The organism is Bradyrhizobium liaoningense (genome assembly GCF_018130955.1).
GTDB classification, from domain to species: domain Bacteria; phylum Pseudomonadota; class Alphaproteobacteria; order Rhizobiales; family Xanthobacteraceae; genus Bradyrhizobium; species Bradyrhizobium liaoningense_C.
Genome location: NZ_JAFCJM010000009.1, coordinates 111,000 through 134,613, shown reverse-complemented (window position 1 = coordinate 134,613; position 23,614 = coordinate 111,000). Strand labels below are relative to the sequence as shown.

Sequence of the window (23,614 nt, the reverse complement as noted above, 5' to 3'; positions counted from 1 at the left end):
GTCGGGTTGGGTCCGGCCAGGGGCTTCCGGGCCGGACAACAAAAATGTCGAAAACAACCCCATGCAAAGTAGCCGGTCCTCCCGACGCGATCGATTGCTGATTTTACGAAATCCGCTTGACACGTCGGGCAAATCGGGGGCATAATGCCATCATTGCAGCGTGTGTGAGCCCCTTTCGATCACCTCGTCGGCACAGGCGATAGCGGCTACTCAGGCAACCCCGCTTTCCGAAGCCCCTCGATCAACAGCCTCGCGTTTGAGTACCCGCCCCGGGCGAGCAACGTAGATATTGTAAAGGCGGGATCGAGCTGAAGCAGGAGCGCCGCCGCCTCGCGCGCCTCGGCGTCGCGTCCGAGATGAGCGAAAGCGGACGCGAGACAACGGTAAGCTGTCGAATAGGAGGCGTTCTGACGTCGGCATCTATTCCCTGCGACGATGGCCTCGTCAAAGCGGCGAAGCTCAACAAGGGCCATCCCCATCGCGACAAACGTTACGGGTAGCCGCGGGTCTACCGGGCTCAGGCGGATGGCGCGTTCAAAGCTCCGGATCGCCTCCTCCGGAAGCCCCGCAATTCTACAGACCTGGCCCCTGCAGTGCCATGCGCGATATGAATTTGGGTTGAGCGCGACCGCCTGGTCAGCCATTTCGATCTCGCTTTCACAATCGCCGACCATGTACGCCGAGATCAGGGAAACCCATGCCAACGTTTCCGAATCGCCATCGTCGCTACTCAATGCCAAGCGAAGAAACCGAACCGCTTCCTTGCGGTCGAATTGAGGATCGATCGTATGACCCCAAATGACGTTCCGCATGTGACAATGACCTGCCAGAGCAGCGACAAGCCCGAACCGAGGGTCAAGCTCCAAAGCGCGATGCGCCAGCCTGATCGCCTCGGCCAACCCTTCGCGGGTCATCAGGTAATACTGCTGCATGGCGCGCAGATAGAAATCATAGGCTGTGAGGTTCTCAGGTCGCCGCCGCGCCGACAGGCCAATTTCTGCTTGAAGCAATTTTGGTTGAATGGCCGAGACAACGGCGACTGTCACCTCGTCCTGGAGAGCAAATACGTCCGTCAGGTCACGCTCGAACCTTTCTGCCCAAATGTGCGCCCCAGTAACCGCATCGATCAACTGCCCGGTGATGCGAACTTTCCCCGCCGCCTTGCGCACAGACCCCTCAAGGACATAGCGCACGCCGAGCCTGCGTCCGACTTCCTTTACATCGACGGCATGACCTTTGAACGTAAAGCTCGAATTGCGAGCAATCACGAACAACCACTTGAAACGCGAGAGCGCGGTGGTGATCTCTTCAACCATCCCGTCGGCAAAATACTCCTGCTCGGGATCACCGGACATGTTCTGAAACGGCAGGACCGCGATGGAGGGCTTGTCCGGGAGCGGCGGGGCCGCACTTAGCCTATCGATCAGCGCGCCATGCGCTCCCGCGCGTACAGCAAAGGCGCGGACCGGCTTGGAGATGTTCTTGAGCTGCTGTTCACCCCGGTCCTCGAAAGCAACATCCAGCTTACCCTCGACCTCGCTGTACACCTTCTCGGAAATCAGGATGCCGCCCGGATCGGCGGTCCCCTCCAACCGGACAGCAATGTTGATCCCGTCGCCATAGAGGTCTCCGTCCTGGCCAACGATAATGTCACCAAGGTTGAGCCCGACGCGCAGCCTCAATGGGCTGTCGCCAGAGGCGAGATAGTCCTGGATTTCGACCGCACATCTCATGGCGGCTAAGGGACTCGCGAACTCGGCGAGCGCGCCATCACCCGTTGTCTTGATAAGCCGGCCTTCGTAGCGGGACAGACTAGGTCCGATCAATTCTCGCTTGAGCCGCTCGAACTCGGCATAGGTAGCTTCCTCAGCGCGTTGCATCAACGCGGAGTAGCCGACCACGTCAGCGGCCAAGATCGCCGCAAGTCGCCTTTGAACCCGCTGCTCGGTCACAGCGCCCTCCGCACGGCAGACTAAACACGCCGCTGGGACAAGGGGGAGCCTAGCACTTTGTTGCGCAGTTGGGAGCGGCAATCGCAGGAGCCCGATTGCCGCAAGTGGCGTTTTCCCGAGCCCGTGGCGCTCTAGATCACCACTTCCCGCACCACGCGCCGGCAATCCATTTCATATTCGAGATCGACGACCGGCGGCCGCGCAAAGTGCCAGGTCAGGCCGGAGCGCAGCGCGCCGCGGCGGACCAGTTCGTCGGCGAGCGCATGATGGAAATCGCGGATCGAATAGGCCTGCACGCCGGTGGCGTCCTTCCAGCCGTAGCCGAACGCCGCCATGCGGTTTTCCATCTGCGACGTCGTGAAGCGTACCTTTTCCTTGATCGCGTCAGGGCTCAGGTCGCGGTAGCGCACGGTGCGCTCGACATAGCTGCCGGCGCCCTCGCGCGCCTCGGCGCCGCCTGCGATCACGAAGGTCGGGGTGGTCGATCGCGACGGCCGCGTGAAGGAGAATGCGTAGAACGACGGCTCGCTCGGCGGATCGATCTCGGGACAAACATTGCTGCGCGCCACTGAATTGGTGGTGCCGTCAAAGATGCCCCATTCCGACAGCGTCTTGACGTAGTGCAGGTTGAAATTGCGGAAACCTTCTTCGGTGAAGGCGGCAGGGGAGCGCAGCTCGCAGGCGCAAAACGCCGTCAGCGGCCGCCCTGCATCCCGGATGAACCTTGCGGCCTGCACAAAGCCCTCCGCGAGCGGCAGCCAGCGATCGAAGCGCACGCGCTCGATCTCGTAGCCGGGATCGGCGCAAGCGCCAGCCGAGTACTGGAACACCGAGGGGATGAAGCGATAGTTACCGGCCGAAAACTCGCGCGTCATCTCCAGTTCCCTATTCCAGTTGCATGCGGACGCCCTTGGCGCCGTTGAGCAAACGTTTCAGATGGAAGCCGGCCAGCGCGTCGTCGGCATGCATGCCGACCAGCGCGGCAAAGGCCGGCATCGCCGACACGTCACCGGATTCCAGCTTGGCAAAGGCCTCTGAATATTGCGCCATCGCCAGCGCGTCGAATTTTCCGACCTTGAGCGGTTCGAAGGCCCGCAAGGGCTCGCTGCGGCCGCGCAGGACCAGATCGCCGACGGGACGGCCCTGAAAATTCTCCGCCCCCTTGGCGACGCTGGCGCTAACGCAGATGCGCGTACCTAGGTGCTTGTTGGCAGCCTCCAGCCGTGCGGCCGTATTCACCGTGTCGCCATAGGCGGTGTAGTCGAAGAAACGGTTACCGCCGAAATTGCCGACCAGCGCGGGGCCGGCATGCGCCCCGATCCGGGTCGCGCCAAAGTTCACGCCCTTGGCCTTCCAGCGCTCGCGAAAGCCTTCGGCCCAGGCGTCGAGATCGTGAACGCAGGCAACCGCCCGCGTCGCAAAGTCCGGCTGATCGCCGGGCGCGTTGAACAGCACCTGGATCGCATCGCCGATGATCTTGGCGACGGTGCCCTCGTGCTCGAACACAATCTCGGTCATGCCGCCGACATATTCGTTGAGCAACTCACCCAGCGTTTCGGGCGCCACGCTTTCCACCAGCGTCGTGAAGCCGGTGATGTCGGTGAAGATGGTGGCCACGTCGCGCCACTGCACCTCCATGCCGTCGCCCTCGCCGTTCGAGGCGAGGCGCTTGGCGATCTCCGGCGAGAAGTAGCGCGACAGCGAGGCGTGGGCGCGCTCCGCCTCGGCCTGGCGCCGCCGCGCCTCGCGCAGCATCTCGACATGGCGGATGGTCTTCTGGATCGTGGTCTCAAGGTCGGCAAAGTCGATCGGCTTGGTGAGGAAATCGAACGCGCCGCGGTTCATGGCGGTGCGGATGTTGCTCATGTCGCCATAGGCGGAAACGATGATGGTCGATTTCTTGTCCTCGCCCTCCTGCAGCTTCGCGAGCAGGGACAGCCCGTCCATCCGAGGCATGTTGATGTCGGAGACCACCATGTCGACATCCGGATTCTGCGCGATCGATTCCAGCGCCTCGACGCCGTCATGTGCGAACATGAAGCTGACGGCGCCGTCGCGAATCTGCCTGCGGAATTTCTGGAGGACCAGCGTCTCCAGATCCGGCTCGTCATCGACGACAAGGATGGTCGCGGTCATGCGGCTTGCCCGAGCCTCGAGTCGATCTCCTGCCGCAGCAACGCAAAGTCGATCGGCTTGGTGAGGAGCCCGTCGGCGCCGCGCTCGATCGCCTTCTTGCGCGTCTCGGCGTCGCCATAGGCGGTGATCATGATGACGGGAACGTCCGGCCGCTCGGCGCGCACCTTTGGCAGCATCTCGAGCCCGCTCATGCCGGGCATGTTGATATCGGAGAGAATCAGGACCAGCGCCGGGTCGCGGACATCAGTCGCGCGCTCGATCGCCACTGGGGCGGAGGGCGCGAACTCCATCTGGAATCGACCCGAACGCAGGTCCCGCCGAAACTGCTGACGGAACAGCGCTTCAACGTCCGGCTCGTCGTCGACGACAAGGATGTAGACGTTCAATTCCTGCCTCCGGTATCAGCTTGTGCCGCCAGCGTGCGCGGCAGCGTAATGATGAATTCGGTGAACGCACCCGGCTCGGTCGTCACGTCGATCGTACCGCCGTGCTGTTTCACCACGATGTCGTGGCTCATGGAGAGGCCGAGGCCGGTCCCCTCGCCTGCCGGCTTGGTGGTGAAGAACGGATTGAACATCTTCTCCTTCACCTCGGGCGGGATGCCCGTGCCGTTATCGCGAATCCTGATCTCGACCTTGTCACCGAGGTTCTTCGTCGTCGCGCTCAGGGTCGGCTCAAAGCCGTCAGCCTCGCTCCCCTTGCGCTTGGTCGCGGCATAGAAACCGTTCGAGATCAGATTGAGGAAGACGCGGGTGATCTCCTGCGGATAGATGTCGAGCATGCCCGCCGCCGGGTCGAGATCGCGCTTGAGCGTGATGTTGAAGCCGGATTTTTCGGCGCGGGCGCCGTGATAGGCGAGATTGAGGCTTTCCTCGACGATCGCGTTGATATCAGCTTCGCGGTGTTCGCCCGAGCCTTCGCGCGAATGCAGCAGCATGTTCTTGACGATGGAGTCGGCGCGCTTGCCGTGCTGCACGACCTTCTCGAGGTTGCCCTTGAGCATGTGGGTTAGCTCGTCGATCTCTTCCTTGGTCTTGTCGTCGAGCTTTGCCGCTTCCAGCACCTCGTGGAGTTCGTCGATCAGCTCGGTCGAAACCGAGGAGAAATTGTTAACGAAGTTGAGCGGGTTCTTGATCTCGTGGGCGATGCCGGCGGTGAGCTGGCCGAGCGAGGCCAGCTTCTCGGTCTGGATCAGGCGGTCCTGCGCGGTGCGCAGATCGTCGATGGACTGCGAGAGTTCAGTCGTACGTTTGCGCAATTCGTTCAACAAGCGAGCGTTCTCAATGGCGATCACAGCCTGGCTGGCAAAGTTGGTAACCAGTTCCGTCTGCTTGTCTGTGAAAGGCTTCACCTCTTGCCGGAAAATTGTGATCACGCCGACCAAGTCGCCTTCTCGCAGCAGAGGTACGATAAGCACGGTGCGCGCACCACCGATCTCGGCGAGCTGAACGGCCGCCTGCTCTCCGGCGAGATAAGCGACGCCCTCACGCACGTCGAGTATCTGGACAACCTGGTGCGTCCTTGCGACCGCGGCAAGCCCGCTCTGCGGATGAGGAAGAATGCCCTGACCCTGTCTTGCGTCCTTGAATGCCGTCGGCAAGTTGTAGTCGGCAACGGTATTGTATCGCTCTCCATCCCACAAATTCATCACGCCGAAGCTCGCGCCGCAGACGCGGATCGCGTTCTCCAGTATTTTCTGAAAAACGGGTTCCAGCTCGCCTGGGGAAGAGCTGATGACCTGCAGCACCTCCGATGTCGCCGTCTGCTGTTGCAGCGACTCGCGCAATTCCCCCGTGCGCCGCTCGACCTTGTTCTCAAGGTCGGCATAGGATTCCTGCAGTCGCGCACCCATGTCGTTGAACTGGTTGGCGAGCCCTTCCAGCTCGTCGCCCGTCTTGATCGAGATGCGCTGGGAGAAGTCGCCGCCGCCGATGCGCTCGGCCCCGGTGCGCAGCGCCTGGATCGGGCCGACCATGCGCCGCGCCAGCAAAATTCCCGCCAACACTGCAAACAGCGACGCCGCAAGCAGCACAATGGCGAGGCGCTGGAGCGCCGCATAGAGCGGCTCAAAGGCTTCCTTTGCCGGCAATTCGACAAACATGATCCAGCCCAGTGGCATGATCGGCGCCGATGCGGTCAGCACCTCATGCCCCATGATATTCAGCGTACCTTGCAGGGCATCGGGACCGGAATTCGCCGTCCAGGCCGGCACCGGTGGAAGCACCCGGGGGGGAGGCGGTGCTGACCGACCGGCCTGCGCTTCGGCGACCCGAGCCGCCTCCTCGACTTGGGCGGCCTGCGCAGCCTGAATCTGGGCCATCACACCCAGCGCCGCCTGCACCTGCGGAAGCCTGGACATGTCGGTGTTACGCAGCACCAGGCTGATGTCGGGATGCGCGATCAGGCGCCCCTCCGGCCCCACCACATAGGCATGGCCGTGCTCGCCGACCTTGATCTGGGAGACGACGTCCCAGATCAGCTTGAGGTTCACTTCCGCAATGCTGACGCCGGCGTCCTTGCGCGTGCCGGCCAGCGACAGCGTCATGTAGGGCTCGGACTCCCGCCGGAAATAGACCGGGCCGTAATAGACCTTGTGGGCGACAGCCTCGGTGAATTTCGGATCCTTCGAGAAGTCCACGCCGCTGTCGATGGCGTCCATGGCGAGCCGCGAGACACGCAGCCGCTCCTTCCCGGTCGAATCGACCTGGGCGAGCTCCGTGACCGCCGGCACCTGGCGCAACAGCCTCAGCGCGTCGAAACGGCGTTGCTCGATCGAGCCTGGCGACCAGGGGAGCTGCGTGGTCCAGCCGAGCTGACTCTCGATCTCCTTGACGAACTGGCCGATCTTGGCGGCGGCGGCCTCGGCCTGCTCGTGCTGGATCCGGATCAGCGAGGCCTTGTGCTCGCGGTAGTAAAAGAAGACCTCGAAGATGCCGTTGGCGAGCAGCGCCACCGCCACCACGGCCACGAACAGGGCGACATATTTGGTGAACAGGCGGGTGCGGATCCGCGGCCCGGCCCCAACCCCGGGTGCAGCGCCGCCCGGCGCTGCCTCGGGCAGCGCCCCGGCCTGGGGCGTGTCGGGGTGAAGGGACATGCTCATCCCCCCGAATCTAGCAAGAAGGCCGGAGCTTGTCTCTTGCAGGGGGACGAAAAGAACGACTTGAAGGCTGTCGCAGCGCGGAATCGCGGTCTCGATGACCCCAACATGAAGAAGGGCGGCAACGGGAATTAACCGTTGCCGCCCCACATATTCGGCTGGCTGTCGCCGTCAGGTCGGCCGCAGCGCCTTGGCTCCGATGTCCACGGCGTCGATCTGCTTGTTTCGCTCGGAGTCCAGCTTGGCCCGGTGATCGGTCGCGAGCACGACGTAGACCGCCGGAAGCACGAACAGCGTGAACAGCGTGCCGATCGACATGCCGGCCACGACCACGAGCCCGATCGAGAAGCGGCTGGCCGCACCGGCGCCGGTCGCGGTCAACAGCGGGATCAGGCCAGTGACCATCGCGGCCGTCGTCATCAGGATCGGCCGGAGGCGAATGCGCGCCGACATTTCGATCGCCGAACGGCGATCCAGCCGCTCGTTGACCTGGAGCTCGTTGGCGAACTCCACCATCAGGATGCCGTGCTTGGTGATCAGGCCGACCAGGGTCAGGAGGCCGACCTGGGTGTAGATGTTCATGGTGGCAACACCGAAGAACAGCGGGATCAGCGCACCGACGATCGCCATCGGCACCGAGATCATGATCACCAGCGGGTCGCGCAGGCTCTCGAACTGCGCCGCCAGCACGAGGAAGATGATGATCAGCGCGAAACCGAAGGTGATCGCGAGCTGGTTGCCTTCCTGCACGTACTGCCGGGAGTCAGCGAGATAGTCGTGGCTGAAGCCCTGCGGCAGCTTCTTGGCCTCGCTTTCGAGGAAGTCGACCGCCGCACCGACGGTGACGCCGGGCATCGGCACCGCCGAGAAGGTTGCGGAGTTGAGCTGGTTGTAATGCGTCAGCGAATTCGGAGCGGTCGAAGTCGTAATCGACACCACCGTCGACAGCGGCAGTTGCTGGCCGGTGTTGGTCGCCACATAGTAGCTACCAAGCGCCTCCGGCGACAGCCGCTTAGCGCGCGGCACCTGAGGGATGACTTGATACGAACGTCCCTCCAGGTTGAAGCGGTTGATGTAATTGCCGCCGCCCAGGACCGCGAGCGCGGCACCGATGTTCTGCATGTTGATACCGAGATCCTGCGCCTTGGCGCGGTCGACGTTCACGGTCACCATCGGCTGGTTGAAGGCAAGATCGCTGTCGGAGACGATGAAGAGGCCGCTCTTGCGCGCGGCAGCCTTGATCTTCTCCATCTGCTCATAGACGGCCTGGAAGCCGGCGGTCGAGTTGATCACCATCTGCACCGGCAGGCCGCCGGGACCGCCGGGAAGCGGCGGCAAGTTGAAGGCAAACGCCTGCACGCCCTCGATCTTGCTGAGCTCGGCCTGCACAAGCGGCTTCAACTGGATCGAGGAGCGCTTGCGCTCCTCCCACGGCTTGAGCAGCATGCCGGCGATGCCGCCCTGCGGTCCGTTGATGCCGTTGAGGACGAAGCGAAGATCGGTCTCCGGGAAACTCGCGAACTTCTGGTCGAGCTTCTCGCCGTAGAAGTCGAGATAGTCGATGTTGGCGTATTTCGGCGCCTTGGTCACCGAGAACACGATGCCCTGGTCTTCTTCCGGCGCGAGCTCCTTCGACGTATTCATGTAGAGGAAGGCGACGAGCCCGAGGATCGTCACCGCGAACAGTCCGGTGATGGCCTTGTAGTCGAGCGAGCGGTCGAGCCTGCGGCCGTACCAGCGCGTCATCGCGCCGAACACCCGGTTCACGAGTTTTGCGAAGCGCCCCTCTTCCGTGTTCTTCAAGAGCACCGAGCACATCATCGGCGACAGCGTCAGCGCGATCACGCCCGACACGATCACGGAGCCCGCGAGCGTGAAGGCGAATTCGCGGAACAGCGAGCCGGTCAGGCCGCCGAGGAAGCCGATCGGCGCATACACGGCGGCGAGCGTGATGGTCATCGAGACGACGGGGCCGACGATTTCGCGCGCGCCTTCCAGCGCCGATTGGACCGGTGTCTTGCCCTCCTCGAGATGGCGGTGGATGTTCTCCACCACCACGATGGCGTCGTCGACGACCAGTCCGATCGCGAGCACCATCGCGAGCAGCGTCAACAGGTTGAAGCTGAAGCCGAGGGCCAGCATCAGCGTGCAAACGCCGATCATCGACAGCGGAATGGTGACGACCGGGATGATGACCGAGCGGAACGAGGCCAGGAACAGGAAGATCACCACGATGACGATGATCACGGCTTCGCCGAGCGTCTTCTCCACCTCGTCGATCGAGGACTGGATGAACTTGGTCGAATCGTAGGCGACCTTCATCTTCATCGACGGCGGCAGATTTCGTTCGAGCTCGGGGAACAGCGCGCGCACGCCCTTGACCAGCGTCAGCGGGTTGCCCTGCGGGGTCGCCTGCACGCCGATGAAGATCGCATGCTCGCCGTTGAAGGCGACGCTGGCGTCGGTGCTTTGCGCGGCCAGCTCGACGGTTGCGATGTCTTCCATCCGCACGAAGCCGCCATCCTTGGCCTTGACGATCATCTTCTTGAACTGATTGACGTCGGTCAGACCCGTGTTGGTCGAGATGTTGGAGACGATCAGGTAGCCCTTGGTCTGGCCCGCCGCCGACTGGAAGTTGTTGGCGGTGATGGCGGCCGCGACGTCGCCCGGCGACACGTTGCGGCCCGCCATCTTCACGGGATCGAGCCACAGCCGCATCGCAAAGGTCTGGCCGCCCAGAATGTCGGCCGAGGCGACGCCGTCGACGGTCGACAGCACAGGCTGCACCACACGCGTCAGATAGTCCGAGATCGCCGAGCCCGACAATTCCTCCGAGGAGAAGCCGAGATACATCACGGCCGTGGTCTGGCCCGTCGTCTTGGTGACGATCGGATCGTTCGATTCCTTCGGGATCAGATATTTGACTGAGTTGGTCTTGGCGAGCACCTCGGTGAGCGCCTGGTTCGGATCGAAGTTCAGCTTGATGTAGACCTGGATCGTCGACGTGCCCTGCACCGACGACGAGGTGATGTAGTCGACGCCTTCGGCAGAGGCGACCGCCTGCTCGATCGGCGTGGTGATGAAGCCCTGGATCAGGTCCGCGGACGCGCCGGGATAGACGGTCGTGATGTTGATGACCGTGTTCGACAGCTTTGGATATTGCCGGATCGGCAGCACCATCGCGGCGCGCAGGCCGATCAGCAGGATCAGCAGGCTGACGACGACCGAAAGGACCGGGCGTTTGATGAAGATATCGGTAAAGGCCATCGCGGCGATCTCGAATCCGTTGACTTGCACGGCATGACCCGGCCGTGCCGGATCATGCGCGCGAGAGATGTTGTCAGTAGCGCGGCGGCTGCGCCGGGATGGGCGGAGCCGGATCGGTCGAAATCGACACGGCCGAGCCCGATTGCAGCTTGAGCTGGCCGACGGCGACGACCTTGTCGCCCGGCTTCAGACCCTTAAGAATTTCGGCGCGTCCATCGACCCGGTTGCCGGTCTGCACGAAGGTGCGCACGGCACTCAAGGTGGTCTTGCCGTCCTCTTCCTTCTTCTCGGTGATCAGGAACACCGAGTCGCCGTACAGCGTGTAGTCGACGGACGTCTCCGGAACGGTGATGACCGGCGGCTTCTCCGGCAGCACGACCGTGGTGGTCACGAACATGCCGGGCTTCAGGATCTTCTCCGGATTGGCGATCGTGGCCTGGACACGGATGTTACGCGTGTCGCTCGCGATCTGCGGCTCGATCGTGGTGATCTTGCCCTCGAAGACGCGGCCCGGATAGGCGTCGACCTTCAGACGGACGGTCTGTCCGACCTTGAGATTGCCAGAGTCCTTTTCCGTCACGGTGAAGTTGGCCCACAGCTCCGAGAGATCGGTGAGAGACACGATCGCCGTGCCCGCGGTGAGATACTGGCCGACCTCGACCTTGCGGACGCCGAGATCACCCTCGAACGGAGCGCGCACCAGCTTCTGCGAGATCAGGGCCTCGGTCTTGGCGATGCCGGCCTGCGCCTGGTCATAAGCCGCCTGGGCCTGGTCGACGGTCGCCTGCGGGCCGAACTGGCGCGAGGCGAGTTGCTTGGCGCGCTCGAGCGAGAGCGCGGCGACGGTCGACTGCGCCTTGAAGTTGGCAAGGTCGCCCTGCTCCGGCGCATCGAACAACTGCACCAGCGGCATGCCCGCGCTGACATGCGCGCCCGGCTCGAACTTGATCTCGGTGACGCGGCCGTTGACGTCGGCGGTGACGTTGACCTGGTGGACGGCGGCGAGTTCGCCGACCGCGGTCAACAGGTTCGGCACAACCTCGGACTTCGCCTCGGCAGCGCTGACCGCCACCGGCGGCGGCTTGTTGTTGGCGAAGAACTGCTTGATCATCTGGCCGCGGAAGGAATTGAACCAGACCAGCCCTCCGACCAGCGCGGCAAGCAGCGCGCCGATGATGATGAACCAGCGCACCGGCTTGACCGGGCGCGGCGGCGCCTTGTCGATCGGTTCGCCCGATATTTTGTGTTCTGCCACGATGTTCATGTCATGCACTTTCTGCAATCGCCGTGTTGCCGGCACCTGGCGCCAATGCGCGGTCCAGATGCGAAGCAATTGCGGCGTCGTTAAGTCCGATACCTCTCAGGAGAAACTCACAGAGCTGACGTTCGAGATCGTTCGTCGTGCCGTAGGAGAGACACGGCGTGGCCGGCAATCTGGTCAGCGCGGCCGTCATCACGGCGTGATGCGCGAACCAGAACAGATTGAGCGGATCGCTTGCGTGAGGCGCCGCGTCACCGGCTGCGACCGCGCGCTCCAGCGAGGCGACGAAGACCGCCCCGATCAACTTCTCGATCTTGGCGTACAGCAGCCGCGCGAATTCGCCATCGTCCAGATGGCTGGTGACCATCAGACGCAGGCGCTGCGCCTCCTCCTGGTCCGGCCCGTCGGCGATCTGCACGAAGTGCTCGACCATGCCGCGGATCAGTTCGACCAGCGTGGCCGTCGAGGGCTCGCGCTCGAGCAGGTCGGTGAGCGCCGGATCGGCCTCGCACTCCTCGGAGAGGATATCGGCATAGAGCGCGGCCTTGGAGGGGAAATGCTTGAACAGCAGCGCCTCGGAAATGGCAGCCGCGGCCGCCACGCTCTTGGTCGTGGTGCCGGTATAACCATGCCGTGCAAAGCAACGTTTCGCGGCACCGAGGATGAGTTGCCTCCTCAGGTCGCTCGTCATACGCAATGAGCTCATGTTAGTGAGTAAGCACTCACCCACGCCAAAGTCAAGCATTATGTTGCAATGCAACCTAAATGCGCTGCAGATTCAATGAGGTATCAATGCACCAGAACCAGCCTCACGGGCGGTATCTGGAGCCGGCCGGGACCCAAAACTAGATCGGCTGGAAACCGAGATCCCCGCGAATGCGGTTGACGATGTAGGTGCCGTCCCGCGTGGGCAGGATGCGCTCCACCTCGGCGCTGTCGACCTTCACATTGGCAAAGCGCGGCCCGGCCGTGACGTCGTGGACGGATTTTGCAAACGCCTCGACCTCGGCCATGGTCGAAATGCTGCGGCTGTCCGCGATGCCGCAGGATTTTGCCACGCCGACGAGGTCGGCAGCCGCGGAGGTGTGGCTGGTCTGGCCGCCGGTCTCGCCATAGCGCTCATTGTCGAGCACGAGGATGGAGAGGTTGGCCGGCTTTTGCAGGCCGATGGTGGCAAAGCTTCCAAGGCCCATCAGCATCTCGCCGTCGCCGGTGATCACCAGCACCGGCAGTTTCGGTTGCGCCAATGCCAGGCCCAGGCCGATCATGGCAGCGCCACCCATGCCGCCCCAGAGATAGAAATTGCGGGCGTGGTCGCCGGCGGCGCAGATATCGTTGGTCGATGCACCGAGGCCGCCGATGGCAACCACGTCCTTGCGGTTCGCAAGCAGCGCAGAGACGACGTCGCGGCGGTTTAGGAGATTGGCCTTGCTCATTTGGTGAAAACCTTGGCGCCGATCAGGCGCTGGGACAACAGGACGGCGGTCGGGGTCAGCGCATTGTAGGCCTGCGCGGCGGCGGCCTGCAGCACGTCGGGCACCTCCTGCGCGTTCGATGCGCGCAGCACCTGCACGCCGGACAGTTCGAAGACGCCCTGCGTGGTCGATCCCATCGGCACCTGCCAGGGATTGAACTCACCCCACTCGCCGCGCATGGTGACGAGCGTCAGGAAGGGAAAGCGCAGGATCGGGATCAGCGACAGCATGTTGATGCAATTGCCGACGCCGCTCGACTGCATCAGCAGCACGCCGCGCTGTCCGCCTGCCCAGGCGCCGGCCATGAGCGCGACGCCCTCCTCCTCCGTCGTCAGCGGAATGCCGCGCATGGTGGACGAACCCAGCACACGCTGGATCAGCCTGGAGTGCCCGGCGTCGGGCACGTAAGGCACCTGACGGACGTCGAAGCGCTCGAGCGTGGCGTAGATCGCCTCCGGCCAGTCGGAAGAAGATGTTTTGTTGTCAGCGAGCATGGGCTTTCCGGGGAGGATCGCGAAGGGCAGCGGACTGTAACGCGCAACGCACTTTCCGGAAGACGAAAAACGGCATATCAGTTTTCGAAAAGAGAATGGCAGCATGACAGGAAACGCACGCGACCTCGCCGCCCGCTTCGATCTCGAGAAGCTGACGCCGGAATTCTACGACGATCCCTATCCGACTTATCGTGCACTGCGGGAGAACGAGCCGGTCAAGCGCCTGCCGAACGGCACGGTGTTCCTTACCCGTTACGACGATCTCGTCACGACCTACAAGAACACGAAGTCGTTCAGCTCCGACAAGAAGAAGGAGTTTGCGCCGAAATACGGCGACACCCTGCTCTACGAGCACCACACCACGAGTCTGGTCTTCAACGATCCGCCGGCGCACACCCGCGTGCGACGCCTGATCATGGGCGCATTGTCGCCGCGCGCCATCGCAGGGATGGAGCCCGACCTCATCAAGCTGATCGACAGCCTGCTCGACGGGATCGCCGCAAAGGGCGCTTGCGAGCTCATCGACGATTTTGCCGCCTCGATTCCCATCGAGGTGATCGGCAATCTGCTCGACGTCCCCCATGACGAGCGCACGCCGCTGCGTGAATGGTCGCTGGCGATTCTTGGTGCGCTCGAGCCGGTCGTGTCGACGGAGGCCGCCACGCGCGGCAACAAGGCTGTGAAAGACTTTCTCGCCTATCTCCAGACGCTGGTCGAACGCCGGCGCGAGAGGCCCGGCAATCCGGAACGTGACGTGCTCACGCGCCTGATCCAGGGCGAGGAGAATGGCGAGCGGCTGACCGAGAAGGAGCTGCTGCACAATTGCATCTTCCTGCTCAACGCCGGCCACGAGACCACCACCAATCTGATCGGCAATGGCCTCGTCGCGCTCCAGAAGAATCCCGAGCAGAAGCAGCGGCTGATCGATAATCCCGATCTGATCAAGACGGCGGTCGAGGAGATGCTGCGATACGAGAGCTCGAACCAGCTCGGCAACCGCATGACCACCGAACCGGTCGAGCTCGGCGGCGTGAAGCTCGACGCCGGCACCTCGATCACGCTCTGCATTGGAGCTGCCAACCGCGATCCGGCGCAATTTCCGGATCCCGAAGCCTTCGATATCGCACGCACGCCGAACCGGCATCTGGCCTTTGCCACCGGCGCGCACCAATGCGCCGGCATGGCGCTGGCGCGTCTTGAAGGCGCCATCGCGATCTCCCGCTTCCTGGCGCGGTTCCCGAACTATGCGCTGAGCGGTCAGCCCGTGCGCGGCGGCCGCGTCCGCTTCCGCGGATTTTTGAGCGTGCCGTGCATTATCGGCTAATATGCCGGAGGCAGATTAGCTGGAGTGACGAAAGATGAGTAGTCCGCCAGTCGCTGATTTCATCGCGAGGGAAGCGCGCTTCGGCGCCCGCAATTACGAACCGCTCGGCGTTGTCCTGTCGCGCGGCGAAGGCGTCTTCGTGTGGGATACCCAGGGCAATCGCTATCTGGATTGCCTCTCCGCTTATTCGGCCATCAACCAGGGCCACTGCCACCCCAAGATTCTGGCCGCGATGGTCGAACAGGCGGGCCGACTGACGTTGACTTCGCGCGCGTTCCATAACGACCAGCTCGCCCCATTTTACGAAGAGATCGCGGAACTGACCGGCTCCCACAAGGTGCTGCCGATGAACAGCGGAGCCGAGGCGGTGGAGAGTGCGATCAAGTCCGTGCGCAAATGGGGTTATGAGGTGAAGGGCGTGCCCGACGGGCAAGCCGAGATCATCGTCTGCGCCAACAATTTCCATGGACGCACCCTTGGTGTCGTCGGCTTCTCGACCGATCCGGAGACGCGCGGACATTTCGGACCCTTCGCGCCGGGCTTCAGGATCATTCCGTTCGGTGATGCCGTAGCGCTCGAGGAGGCGATCACGCCGAACACCGTCGCCTTCCTGGTCGAGCCGATCCAGGGCGAAGCCGGCGTCATCATTCCACCAGCGGGCTATTTCATTGGGGTACGCGAGCTCTGCACCGCGCACGACGTGATGCTGATCCTCGACGAGATCCAGACCGGGCTCGGCCGCACCGGCAAGCTGCTTGCGGAACAGCACGAAGGCATCGAGGCGGATGTGACGCTGCTCGGCAAAGCCTTGTCCGGCGGCTTCTATCCGGTCTCGGCCGTGCTCTCCAACAACGAAGTTCTCGGCACACTGAAGCCCGGCCAGCACGGCTCGACATTTGGCGGCAACCCGCTCGCCTGTGCGGTGGCGCGGGCGGCGCTCCGCGTGCTCGTCGAAGAAGGGATGATCGAGAACGCTGCGGTGCAGGGTGAGCGTTTTCTGGAAGGCTTGAGGAGCATCCGTGCCAACACGGTCCGCGAGGTGCGCGGACGCGGGCTGATGCTGGCGGTCGAGCTTCATCCCGAGGCCGGCCGCGCACGCCGCTACTGCGAGGCGCTGCAAGCCAAGGGCATCCTCGCCAAGGATACCCATGAGCACACGATCCGCATCGCCCCACCGCTGGTTATCACGAGCGACCAGGTCGACTGGGCGCTGGAACGGCTCGCCAACACGCTGACGCAGGACCTCTCCTGAGGCTACCTGCGTCGGAAGATCGCAATTGCGGCTGCGGTCAACAACGAACGATTCCGGTACTCGCGCGTTGACAATTGCGGGCGACTGGGACGAGCGGAGCCGCAATCATGCTTCCGCGTGACGTTTGCCTTTCGGCCTTTTTGGTCGGTGTTGCGCTGGCAGTGAGCGCTGGCGCGTCCGCCCAAGGACCTGGAAGAGGTGGACCGCCGGGGCCGGCCGCGCCCGCGGCTCGGCCGGCAGCACCACCTGCAATGGCCCGTCCGGCGGCACCGCCAGCGATGGCGCGCCCCGCCGCACCGCCAGCGATGGCCCCGCGCCCAATGCCGCACGCCGCCGCACCGCCGCCACGTCCTGCTCCACACATCGCCGCACCGCCGCCACGCGCGGCTCCGCACATTGCTGCACCGCCACCGCGAGCAGCCCCTCACATCGCTGCACCTCCGCCGCGAGCAGCCCCGCACGTGGCGGCGCCACGGCCTGAAATCCATCGGGCGCCGGCAGCACCGGAACGTCCAGCCATGGCGCCACGGCCGACGCCGCAGATCGCGGCGCCCTCGCGGCCAAGCGCGCCGCCAGCCGTAGGCGAGCGAGCGGGGCCGCGCGAAATGCTTTCGCGCCAATCGGCGGAACGCCAGGGCCGCATCGATCGCTTGCAGCAGCGCGTGCAGCAACTGCAGTCGCAAAAGCCGGAAGGCCCACGTGCGCAACGCGAGCAACAACGGTTGCTGCAGTCGCAGAGTCGTCTGCTTGAGCGTGAGCAGCATGTGCAACAGCGCCAGCAGCAGGTCGAGCAGCGCCAGCGCGAGACGCTGTCGCGCCAGACCGCGGAACGCCAGACCCGCATCGACCGCTTGCAGCAGCGCGTGCAGCAACTTCAGTCGCAGAAGCCGGAAGGCGCGCGGGCGCAACACGAACAGCAACGGATGCTCCAGACGCAGAACCGCTTGCTCGCGCGTGAGCAGCGCGCGCAGCAAGGCGACCTGGCGCGCCAGCAGCGGTTGGGCGTGCAGGGTCCGGCTGCGCGAGCCACCGCCGCGGCCGCCGCCATGCAGGCCGCCGAGCGCGGGCGATTTGCGGCGCGCTTCCGCGAGCAGGCTGCGGTGCAAAGCCAGGCGGCGCTCGTCACCCGCCAGAGCGGCTGGGCTCCGCGGCAGGCCTGGCGGCACCGCCATCCCGCGGTCTTCGTGGCCTGGCTTGGGCCCGTGTTCTGGCCCTATGCCTATTCCGACATCTTTGACTACACGTTCTGGTCCTATGCCTACGAGCCCGGCTATTGGGCGTATGCGTACGACGACTTCGTCGACACCGTGTTCTGGGGTTATGACAGCCCCTACTCCGCCTATGCCAGCATCAACCCGTACGACTATCCGCAAGCCGGCGGCGGCTATCGGGCCCGCCAACGCGCCGGCGTGAGCTCGCAGATGCCGGGGCAATTGTGCGGCGATCCGGACAAGGGCGTCACCGCGTGGCCGCTTGCCGATATTGAACGGGCGGTGCGGCCGACGCCGGAGCAGCGCGCGTTGCTCGACGAGTTGAAGGCCGCCGCGGCAAGGGCTGCCGATGTGTTCAAGGACTCCTGCCCGGAGACTTATGCGCTGACACCACCTGGCCGCTTGCGGGCGATGATGAACCGCGTCAACGCGACGCTGGAAGCGGTCAGGATCGTGCGGCCGGCCTTGGAGAATTTTTACAACTCGCTCAGTGACGAGCAGCAGGCCCGCTTCAACGCACTCGGCCCAAATGTCGGCGAGCGCTCGCCGCAGCAGCAGGAGGCCAGCGCCGAGGGCTGCGGCGATCCGAAATCCAGCCTGACCCAGCTCCCGATCGAGAGGATCGACACCGTGCTCCATCCCGCGGGCAAGCAGAAGGAAGCGCTCGACCGCCTGGGCGAGGCGACGGCGAAGGGCGTTGAGGGGCTGCAGGCGGCCTGTCCGAACGACCTCCCACTGACGCCGGTCGGCCGGCTGGAGGCGATGCAGCGCCGGCTCGAGGCCATGCTGAGCGCCGCCAAACTGGTCGAGCCCGCCCTGGACGAGTTCTATGCAACGCTGAGCAGCGAGCAGAAGGCGCGCTTCAACACGCTGCAACGGGTCGCGAGCCCGCAATAATCTCGACCTCCGAATAGCCGGAATAGCCCTCGACTACGCACGCACCGATTTGATGTCGATGATGCCGTCGCCCGTCTTGCCTCGATCGGCGGCGCTCGCGCAAAAGTTGTAAAACTGCAACAAAGTTGACGATCATATACAACACAACCTGTTGTTGACGGACGTCGGCTGCAGGCCTATAAATGCCGCTCGCGATATTTGCGACACTGCGACTTCGATAGGTCATTGCGCTTTCGCTCATTCCGGCACCCTGAGATTGCGATCCCGCCGGACAACTGACGAAAGATTTCTCCCAACCGGCGAGGAGGCATCCTATGGCAGCAGCCAAGAATACCCAGCACAAGGTCGTTTTGACGATTCCCGATATCGGGCTGAGCAAGACTCAGATCAATTCGCTCAAAAGGAATTTCAAGAACGAGGTCGTCACTCACCTCGGTGGCCCCGAGGTCCTGGCGCGACGTCGCATCGTCGTGGTCGTCGTCGTCGTGATCGTCTTCGCGCAGCAGAAAGTCTGACGGATTGCGATCGGCCGGCGCGCTGGCGTCCAGCACCGCCCGCAAATTCGAAGGCGGCGAGCCATGATGCATGATCGATCGGTGACGCCTGGTCAGGCGGAGCATCCGGCGCCGTGCGCCCATCACGGCGGCGCGCTCAGGATGTGCCTGGTCGGCCCACCGACCGTGACCGATTTCGAGGATCCCGAGGTCGCGGAAAGCGAGGCCATCCGCCTCATCGCCGAGCACGCCCCGATCGGCGTGCTCAGCCTCGCCGCCGTTCTCGAACAGCACGGCGTGGCGCCGCAGATCGTCGATCTCAACCGGCTCTACTACGCCTATTTGCGCGCCCCCGGCGAGGCGGAAGCAAAGCAGGACTTCTGCTCCTACGTTGCCGAGGAGCTGGACAAGCTCACCTTCGACGTCCTCGGGTTCAGCTCGATCTGCAGCAGCTATCCGCTGACGATCCGCATCGCGCGGGACATGAAGCAGCGGCGCCCGGACGTTCCCATCATCTTCGGCGGCCCGCAGGCGTCCGTGGTCGACGTGCCGACCATGGAAGCCTATCCATTCGTCGATTTCGTGGTCCGCGGCGAAGCGGAAGAGACGCTGCCGGCCTTGATCAAGGCCATCGCGGCGGGTGCGTCGCCGGCCGGCATCCAAGGCGTCACCTATCGCGAGGGCGACAGGCTGGTACGGGCCCCCAATGCGCAGATCATCGCCGACCTCGACGCGATCCCGCTTCCCGCCTTCCACCTCTATCCCGAGCTGAAGGACTGCCACTACGTCCCCCTCGAGCTCGGGCGCGGCTGTCCCTTCGCCTGCACCTTCTGTTCGACCAATGACTTCTTCCGGCGCAAGTTCCGGCTCAAGTCGCCGGAGAAAGTCATCGAGCAGATGCGGCAGGTCCGCGACGTCTACGGCATCACCACCTTCGACCTGATCCACGACATGTTCACCGTCGACCGCAAGCGCGTCATCGCGTTCTGCGAGGCCGTGATCGCGACCGGCGAGACATTCTACTGGAACTGCAGCGCCCGCACCGACTGCATCGACGACGACATGATCGCGACCATGGCGCGCGCGGGCTGCAAGGCGATCTTCTTCGGGATCGAAACCGGGTCGGCGCGCCTGCAAAAGATCGTCAAGAAGAACATCGACCTCAATGAAGCCACGGCGCGTATCGTGGCCACGGATCGCAACCAGATCACCACGGCCGTCTCGCTGATCACCGGTTTCCCCGACGAGACCATGGAGGACTTACGCGACACCGTGCACTTCTTCGCGGACTCGCTGCGGTTCGATTTCGCCGAGCCCCAGCTTCACATCCTTGCGCCGCTGGCCGAGACGCCGCTGGAATCCCATTTCCGCAGCCAGCTGGTGTTCGACGATATCCTGTCCGACATGTCGCACCAGGGCTGGCGCCAGGATCCGGTCGACCGCGAGATGATCCAGCAGCATCTCGACATCTTCCCCAACTTCTACTCGATCCCGACGCCAGCGCTCGATCGCGCCTATCTTCGCGAGTTGCGCGACTTCCTGCTGAATGGCTCGGCGCGTTTCCGCTGGCTACTGGTCGCCCTGCACCAGGACTCACGCGACGTGACGAAATCGTTCGAGGCGTTTCGCGACTGGTACGCGACCCACCCCGACAAGGGGCCGCGGCCCGGCCTGCAGGAGAGCCGCTACTACGCCTCGATCACGTTCCGGGACGACTTCTTCGAATTCGTGCGCGATGTCTACGCGCCGCGCTTCGCCCGCACGCCGCGGGTGCTGCATTCGATCATGGACTATGAGCGCGCGCTGATTGCCGAGACGCCGCTGCCCGCGGACACGGCCATCGACGGCCATGACGTATCCGACATCACACTGGTGCCGAAACTCGTCGACGGCGTGGTGCTGACCGAATGCGCCGCCGACTATCAGCGCATCATCCGCTGCCTGCGGCGCAAGGGCGATTTGCGCCGCATTCCCAGGAAGCCCGCGACCATCGCCACGCGCCAGCACGCCGACAAGCGGCTCGACGTGGTGCTGCTCAGCCCGCTATCGGCGCAATTGCTCAAGCTGTGCGACGGCGAGCGCGACATTTCCGAGATTGCGACCCGGCTTGTCCCGGCGCGCCGGTCGATGGCAGATATCCCGACAGACAAGGTCTGCATGTTCGGGCTCGAGGTGTTGCGGCAGCAAGGGCTGATCGCCCTGCACCGCGAGTCCGCGATCAGCGCTTCACAGGCTTGCGCATCCTGACCGCACGGCGCTTGAGCCGCAGCAGCCCGTTTGGATAATCCAGCGTCACGACGAAGGCTTTCAGGAAATTATAACCGACGAGGCCGGCGACCTCGACGCCGAGCCGCTGCTCGATATGGTCGAGCGCCATGATCGCGACGCCGAGATTCCGAACGGCATGGGAACCGAGCCGGAAGTTCTTGAGCTTGGCGAGGCTCGCTTGAATGCGGCCGCCGGCGCCGATCGCCGTCGGCTTCTTGCCGGCTGGCTTGAGGCCGATGGCGGCAGCGGTTTTGGGCGTGATCACGCAGAACGATGCGCCGGTATCCAGCACGAAATTGAACGGCCCCTGCCCGTTCACCTCGGCTTCGACCATCAGGAGCGGCCGGGTCGGACTGATGCGGAAGCGGATTGCCCCGCGCGGCGCGGATGTCCTGGGCATCTGACGTCCTCAAGATCGCATTCAGACCACGGTACGATGCCTGGCGATGCAGGTTTGCAGCACCTCATCCATCGGCCGGCCCCACCAGTCGTTGGAGAATATCTCGATCTCCGAATAGCCGGAATAGCCTTGCGCCTCGACCGCGGATCGCACCGACTTGATGTCGATGACGCCGTCGCCCATCATGCCGCGGTCGTTGAGGATGTCCTGGGTCGGCACCAGCCAGTCGCAGACGTGGAACGCCAGGAGACGATCTTTGCCGGCGCGCGCGATCTGGGCCGTCAACTCCGGGTCCCACCAGATGTGATAGACGTCGAGCGCGACTCCGAGCGCGCCGGTGCTATCAGGATCGAGCCGATCGCAGATATCGAGCGCCTGTTTGGTCGTGTTCACGCAGGCGCGGTCGGCGGCGTAGGCCGGATGCAGGGGCTCGATCGCAAGCGGCATCTTGGCCTGCCTGGCATAGTCGAGCATCTCGGCGAGGGCATCCTCGACCTGCCCGCGCGCCGCGACGATGTCCTTCGACGCCGCACTTCCCGGCCGCGAATATTGCGGCAGGCCGCCGACAACCAGCACGATGCAGGATGCGCCCAGTGCCTTGGCTTCGTCCACGCAGCGGCGATTGTCGTCGCGCACCTCGGTGCGGCGCGCCGCATCCGATGTGAACATGCCGCCGCGGCAATAGCCGGAGAGATCGAGCCCCGCATCGCGCACCGCACGCGCGGCGCGATCGAGCCCGACCGCGGCGACCTGATCGCGCCAGGGATCGATGGCGCGGATCCCGTGACGCGCGCAGGCGTCGATGATCTCGGTCAGACTGCCCTGCTTGCGGACCGTCGCCGTGTTGAGCGACAGCCAGCGGTGGTCGGACGAAAAATCACGCATCAGGATTCGATTCCGCGCGCCGCCAGCACGGTCTTCATCCGCCGCGTCGCAAGCTCCGGATTGGCCAGCAGCCCGGCCTGATCGGCGAGGCGAAACAGCTCGGCAAGATGCAGCGTCGAGCGCGTGCTCTCCTGTCCGCCGACCATGGTGAAATGATCCTGATGGCCGTTGAGATAGGCCATGAACACGACGCCGGTCTTGTAGAACCGCGTCGGCGCCTTGAAGATGTGGCGCGACAGCGGCACCGTCGGCCCCAGCACGTCGTGGAAGCCGGCCTGATCACCCGCAGCGAGGCGCGTCAACGCGTAGGACGCCGCCGGCGCGATGGCGTCAAAGATGCCGAGCAGCGCGTGCGAAAAGCCCTGCTCGTCGCCGGCGATCAGCTCCGCATAGTTGAAATCGTCGCCGGTATACATCTTGATGCGCTTGTCCAGCCGACGACGCATGTCGATCTCGCGCTGCTTGTCGAGCAGCGAGACTTTTACGCCATCGACCTTGGCGGCGTTGCCATTGATGATGGCCACGGCCGTGTCCATCGCCGCGTCGAGATCTTTGGTGCCCCAATAGCCCGCTAGCGCCGGATCGAACATGTCGCCGAGCCAGTGGATGATGACGGGTTGAGCGACCTGCGACAGCACGCGATCATAGACTTTTGCGTAGTCCTCGGCATTGCGCCCCAGTTTTGCCAGCGCGCGCGAGGCCATCAGGATGATGCGGCCGCCGACCTTCTCGACCGCCGAGACCTGCTCCTCATAGGCGCGGATCACGTCGTCGAGGCTTTTGGCGTCCTCGACCGCGAGATGATCGGTGCCCGCCCCCGAAAACACCAGCGCATTGCGGCGCCTGGCGGCGGCGACCGAGCGGGTGATCAGCTCCAGCGAGGTCGGCCAGTCCAGTCCCATGCCGCGCTGCGCCGTATCCATGGCTTCGGCAACGCCGAGGCCGAGATCCCAGACGTGTTCGCGGAACGCGATCGTCTTGTCCCAATCCACCGCGGCCGAGAGCCAGGGATCGTTGTCGGCGAGCGGATCGATCACGGTGTGCGCGGCCGAGAACGCGACGCGGTTGAGCGTGCCTTCCAGCCTGGCCGGAAAGCTCCGCGAGGCCGCGAGGCGATAGGTCTCGATGGAGCGGTCCGCCTTCGGCAGCTTCAGCGAGAGTGACGACATCGGCAGGACGGGCTTGTTCATGACTCCCT

The 23,614-nt window shown here is 64.1% G+C and carries 19 protein-coding genes; 5 read left to right on the top strand and 14 right to left on the bottom strand.

Annotation, left to right across the window (positions count from 1 at the left end):
- Positions 1-206 precede the first annotated feature (206 nt).
- From JQ632_RS10355 to JQ632_RS10310, 10 genes are all read right to left on the bottom strand, one after another.
- Positions 207-1,952 (bottom strand): adenylate/guanylate cyclase domain-containing protein, encoded by a 1,746-nt coding sequence (locus JQ632_RS10355; protein ID WP_312015591.1) that lies wholly within the window; start codon positions 1,950-1,952, stop codon positions 207-209.
- A 131-nt stretch (positions 1,953-2,083) separates the two neighbouring features.
- Entirely contained in the window at positions 2,084-2,827 is a 744-nt protein-coding gene (locus JQ632_RS10350; protein WP_212402203.1) for a hypothetical protein, read from the bottom strand.
- Positions 2,828-2,837: 10 nt separating this feature from the next.
- Complete coding sequence (locus tag JQ632_RS10345; RefSeq protein ID WP_212402202.1) at positions 2,838-4,088, bottom strand: adenylate/guanylate cyclase domain-containing protein; 1,251 nt, start codon at positions 4,086-4,088, stop codon at positions 2,838-2,840.
- On the bottom strand, positions 4,085-4,474 hold the full coding sequence (locus JQ632_RS10340) for a response regulator (protein WP_212402201.1): 390 nt from the start codon (positions 4,472-4,474) through the stop codon (positions 4,085-4,087). The genes JQ632_RS10345 and JQ632_RS10340 overlap by 4 nt, the downstream gene beginning before the upstream one ends.
- Complete coding sequence (locus JQ632_RS10335) at positions 4,471-7,191, bottom strand: ATP-binding protein (protein ID WP_212402200.1); 2,721 nt, start codon at positions 7,189-7,191, stop codon at positions 4,471-4,473. The genes JQ632_RS10340 and JQ632_RS10335 overlap by 4 nt, the downstream gene beginning before the upstream one ends.
- Positions 7,192-7,359: 168 nt before the next feature.
- The gene (locus tag JQ632_RS10330; RefSeq protein WP_212402268.1) at positions 7,360-10,455 is read right to left on the bottom strand and encodes a MexW/MexI family multidrug efflux RND transporter permease subunit; all 3,096 of its coding nucleotides are present in this window, start codon (positions 10,453-10,455) and stop codon (positions 7,360-7,362) included.
- Between the two features lie 73 nt (positions 10,456-10,528).
- A complete protein-coding gene (locus JQ632_RS10325) occupies positions 10,529-11,719 on the bottom strand; it encodes an efflux RND transporter periplasmic adaptor subunit (RefSeq protein WP_212402199.1) in 1,191 nt (396 codons plus the stop codon).
- Position 11,720: 1 nt separating this feature from the next.
- Positions 11,721-12,422, bottom strand: coding sequence for a TetR/AcrR family transcriptional regulator (locus JQ632_RS10320; protein WP_212402198.1), 702 nt, complete (start codon positions 12,420-12,422; stop codon positions 11,721-11,723).
- A 139-nt stretch (positions 12,423-12,561) separates the two neighbouring features.
- Positions 12,562-13,152: a thiamine pyrophosphate-dependent enzyme gene (locus JQ632_RS10315; RefSeq protein ID WP_212402197.1), complete on the bottom strand. Its 591-nt coding sequence runs from the start codon at positions 13,150-13,152 to the stop codon at positions 12,562-12,564.
- Positions 13,149-13,685 (bottom strand): thiamine pyrophosphate-binding protein, encoded by a 537-nt coding sequence (locus tag JQ632_RS10310; RefSeq protein WP_212402196.1) that lies wholly within the window; start codon positions 13,683-13,685, stop codon positions 13,149-13,151. The genes JQ632_RS10315 and JQ632_RS10310 overlap by 4 nt, the downstream gene beginning before the upstream one ends.
- A gap of 103 nt (positions 13,686-13,788) precedes the next feature.
- Between JQ632_RS10310 and JQ632_RS10305 the strand changes: the two genes are divergently transcribed.
- Both JQ632_RS10305 and rocD read left to right on the top strand, forming a co-directional pair.
- The gene (locus JQ632_RS10305; RefSeq protein ID WP_212402195.1) at positions 13,789-15,009 is read left to right on the top strand and encodes a cytochrome P450; all 1,221 of its coding nucleotides are present in this window, start codon (positions 13,789-13,791) and stop codon (positions 15,007-15,009) included.
- A gap of 34 nt (positions 15,010-15,043) precedes the next feature.
- Entirely contained in the window at positions 15,044-16,261 is a 1,218-nt protein-coding gene (rocD, locus tag JQ632_RS10300) for an ornithine--oxo-acid transaminase (protein ID WP_212402194.1), read from the top strand.
- 105 nt (positions 16,262-16,366) lie between these two features.
- On the opposite strand, the gene JQ632_RS10295 is transcribed toward rocD, so the two are convergent.
- Positions 16,367-16,789 (bottom strand): hypothetical protein, encoded by a 423-nt coding sequence (locus JQ632_RS10295; protein ID WP_212402193.1) that lies wholly within the window; start codon positions 16,787-16,789, stop codon positions 16,367-16,369.
- Positions 16,790-16,866: 77 nt separating this feature from the next.
- On the opposite strand from JQ632_RS10295, the gene JQ632_RS10290 reads away from it, so the two are divergent.
- The 3 genes from JQ632_RS10290 (at position 16,867) to JQ632_RS10280 (ending at position 21,110) form a co-directional block, all read left to right on the top strand.
- Positions 16,867-18,369, top strand: a complete 1,503-nt coding sequence (locus tag JQ632_RS10290; protein WP_249151687.1) for a Spy/CpxP family protein refolding chaperone — start codon at positions 16,867-16,869, stop codon at positions 18,367-18,369.
- 314 nt (positions 18,370-18,683) lie between these two features.
- The gene (locus tag JQ632_RS10285) at positions 18,684-18,884 is read left to right on the top strand and encodes a hypothetical protein (protein ID WP_212402191.1); all 201 of its coding nucleotides are present in this window, start codon (positions 18,684-18,686) and stop codon (positions 18,882-18,884) included.
- A 63-nt stretch (positions 18,885-18,947) separates the two neighbouring features.
- Entirely contained in the window at positions 18,948-21,110 is a 2,163-nt protein-coding gene (locus JQ632_RS10280; protein ID WP_212402190.1) for a B12-binding domain-containing radical SAM protein, read from the top strand.
- On the opposite strand, the gene JQ632_RS10275 is transcribed toward JQ632_RS10280, so the two are convergent.
- From JQ632_RS10275 to JQ632_RS10265, 3 genes are read right to left on the bottom strand one after another with little or no spacing between them, the layout of a single operon-like run.
- Entirely contained in the window at positions 21,082-21,531 is a 450-nt protein-coding gene (locus JQ632_RS10275) for a TIGR02281 family clan AA aspartic protease (protein ID WP_212402189.1), read from the bottom strand. The two genes, JQ632_RS10280 and JQ632_RS10275, sit on opposite strands and share 29 nt — an antisense overlap.
- 21 nt (positions 21,532-21,552) lie before the next feature.
- The gene (locus JQ632_RS10270; RefSeq protein ID WP_212402188.1) at positions 21,553-22,416 is read right to left on the bottom strand and encodes a sugar phosphate isomerase/epimerase; all 864 of its coding nucleotides are present in this window, start codon (positions 22,414-22,416) and stop codon (positions 21,553-21,555) included.
- Positions 22,416-23,606 (bottom strand): dihydrodipicolinate synthase family protein, encoded by a 1,191-nt coding sequence (locus JQ632_RS10265; protein WP_212402187.1) that lies wholly within the window; start codon positions 23,604-23,606, stop codon positions 22,416-22,418. Before JQ632_RS10265 ends, JQ632_RS10270 begins: the two co-directional genes overlap by 1 nt.
- Between the last annotated feature and the right edge of the window lie 8 nt (positions 23,607-23,614).

Excerpts from the sequence above, each read along its gene's own strand:
- JQ632_RS10350 (WP_212402203.1), bottom strand. The coding sequence starts at position 2,827 with ATGACGCGCGAGTTTTCGGCCGGTAACTATCGCTTCATCCCCTCGGTG.
- JQ632_RS10345 (WP_212402202.1), bottom strand. The coding sequence starts at position 4,088 with ATGACCGCGACCATCCTTGTCGTCGATGACGAGCCGGATCTGGAGACG.
- JQ632_RS10335 (WP_212402200.1), bottom strand. The coding sequence starts at position 7,191 with ATGAGCATGTCCCTTCACCCCGACACGCCCCAGGCCGGGGCGCTGCCC.
- JQ632_RS10330 (WP_212402268.1), bottom strand. The coding sequence starts at position 10,455 with ATGGCCTTTACCGATATCTTCATCAAACGCCCGGTCCTTTCGGTCGTC.
- JQ632_RS10325 (WP_212402199.1), bottom strand. The coding sequence starts at position 11,719 with ATGAACATCGTGGCAGAACACAAAATATCGGGCGAACCGATCGACAAG.
- JQ632_RS10320 (WP_212402198.1), bottom strand. The coding sequence starts at position 12,422 with ATGAGCTCATTGCGTATGACGAGCGACCTGAGGAGGCAACTCATCCTC.
- JQ632_RS10315 (WP_212402197.1), bottom strand. The coding sequence starts at position 13,152 with ATGAGCAAGGCCAATCTCCTAAACCGCCGCGACGTCGTCTCTGCGCTG.
- JQ632_RS10310 (WP_212402196.1), bottom strand. The coding sequence starts at position 13,685 with ATGCTCGCTGACAACAAAACATCTTCTTCCGACTGGCCGGAGGCGATC.
- JQ632_RS10305 (WP_212402195.1), top strand. The coding sequence starts at position 13,789 with ATGACAGGAAACGCACGCGACCTCGCCGCCCGCTTCGATCTCGAGAAG.
- rocD (WP_212402194.1), top strand. The coding sequence starts at position 15,044 with ATGAGTAGTCCGCCAGTCGCTGATTTCATCGCGAGGGAAGCGCGCTTC.
- JQ632_RS10290 (WP_249151687.1), top strand. The coding sequence starts at position 16,867 with ATGCTTTCGCGCCAATCGGCGGAACGCCAGGGCCGCATCGATCGCTTG.
- JQ632_RS10285 (WP_212402191.1), top strand. The coding sequence starts at position 18,684 with ATGGCAGCAGCCAAGAATACCCAGCACAAGGTCGTTTTGACGATTCCC.
- JQ632_RS10280 (WP_212402190.1), top strand. The coding sequence starts at position 18,948 with ATGATGCATGATCGATCGGTGACGCCTGGTCAGGCGGAGCATCCGGCG.
- JQ632_RS10275 (WP_212402189.1), bottom strand. The coding sequence starts at position 21,531 with ATGCCCAGGACATCCGCGCCGCGCGGGGCAATCCGCTTCCGCATCAGT.
- JQ632_RS10270 (WP_212402188.1), bottom strand. The coding sequence starts at position 22,416 with ATGCGTGATTTTTCGTCCGACCACCGCTGGCTGTCGCTCAACACGGCG.
- JQ632_RS10265 (WP_212402187.1), bottom strand. The coding sequence starts at position 23,606 with ATGAACAAGCCCGTCCTGCCGATGTCGTCACTCTCGCTGAAGCTGCCG.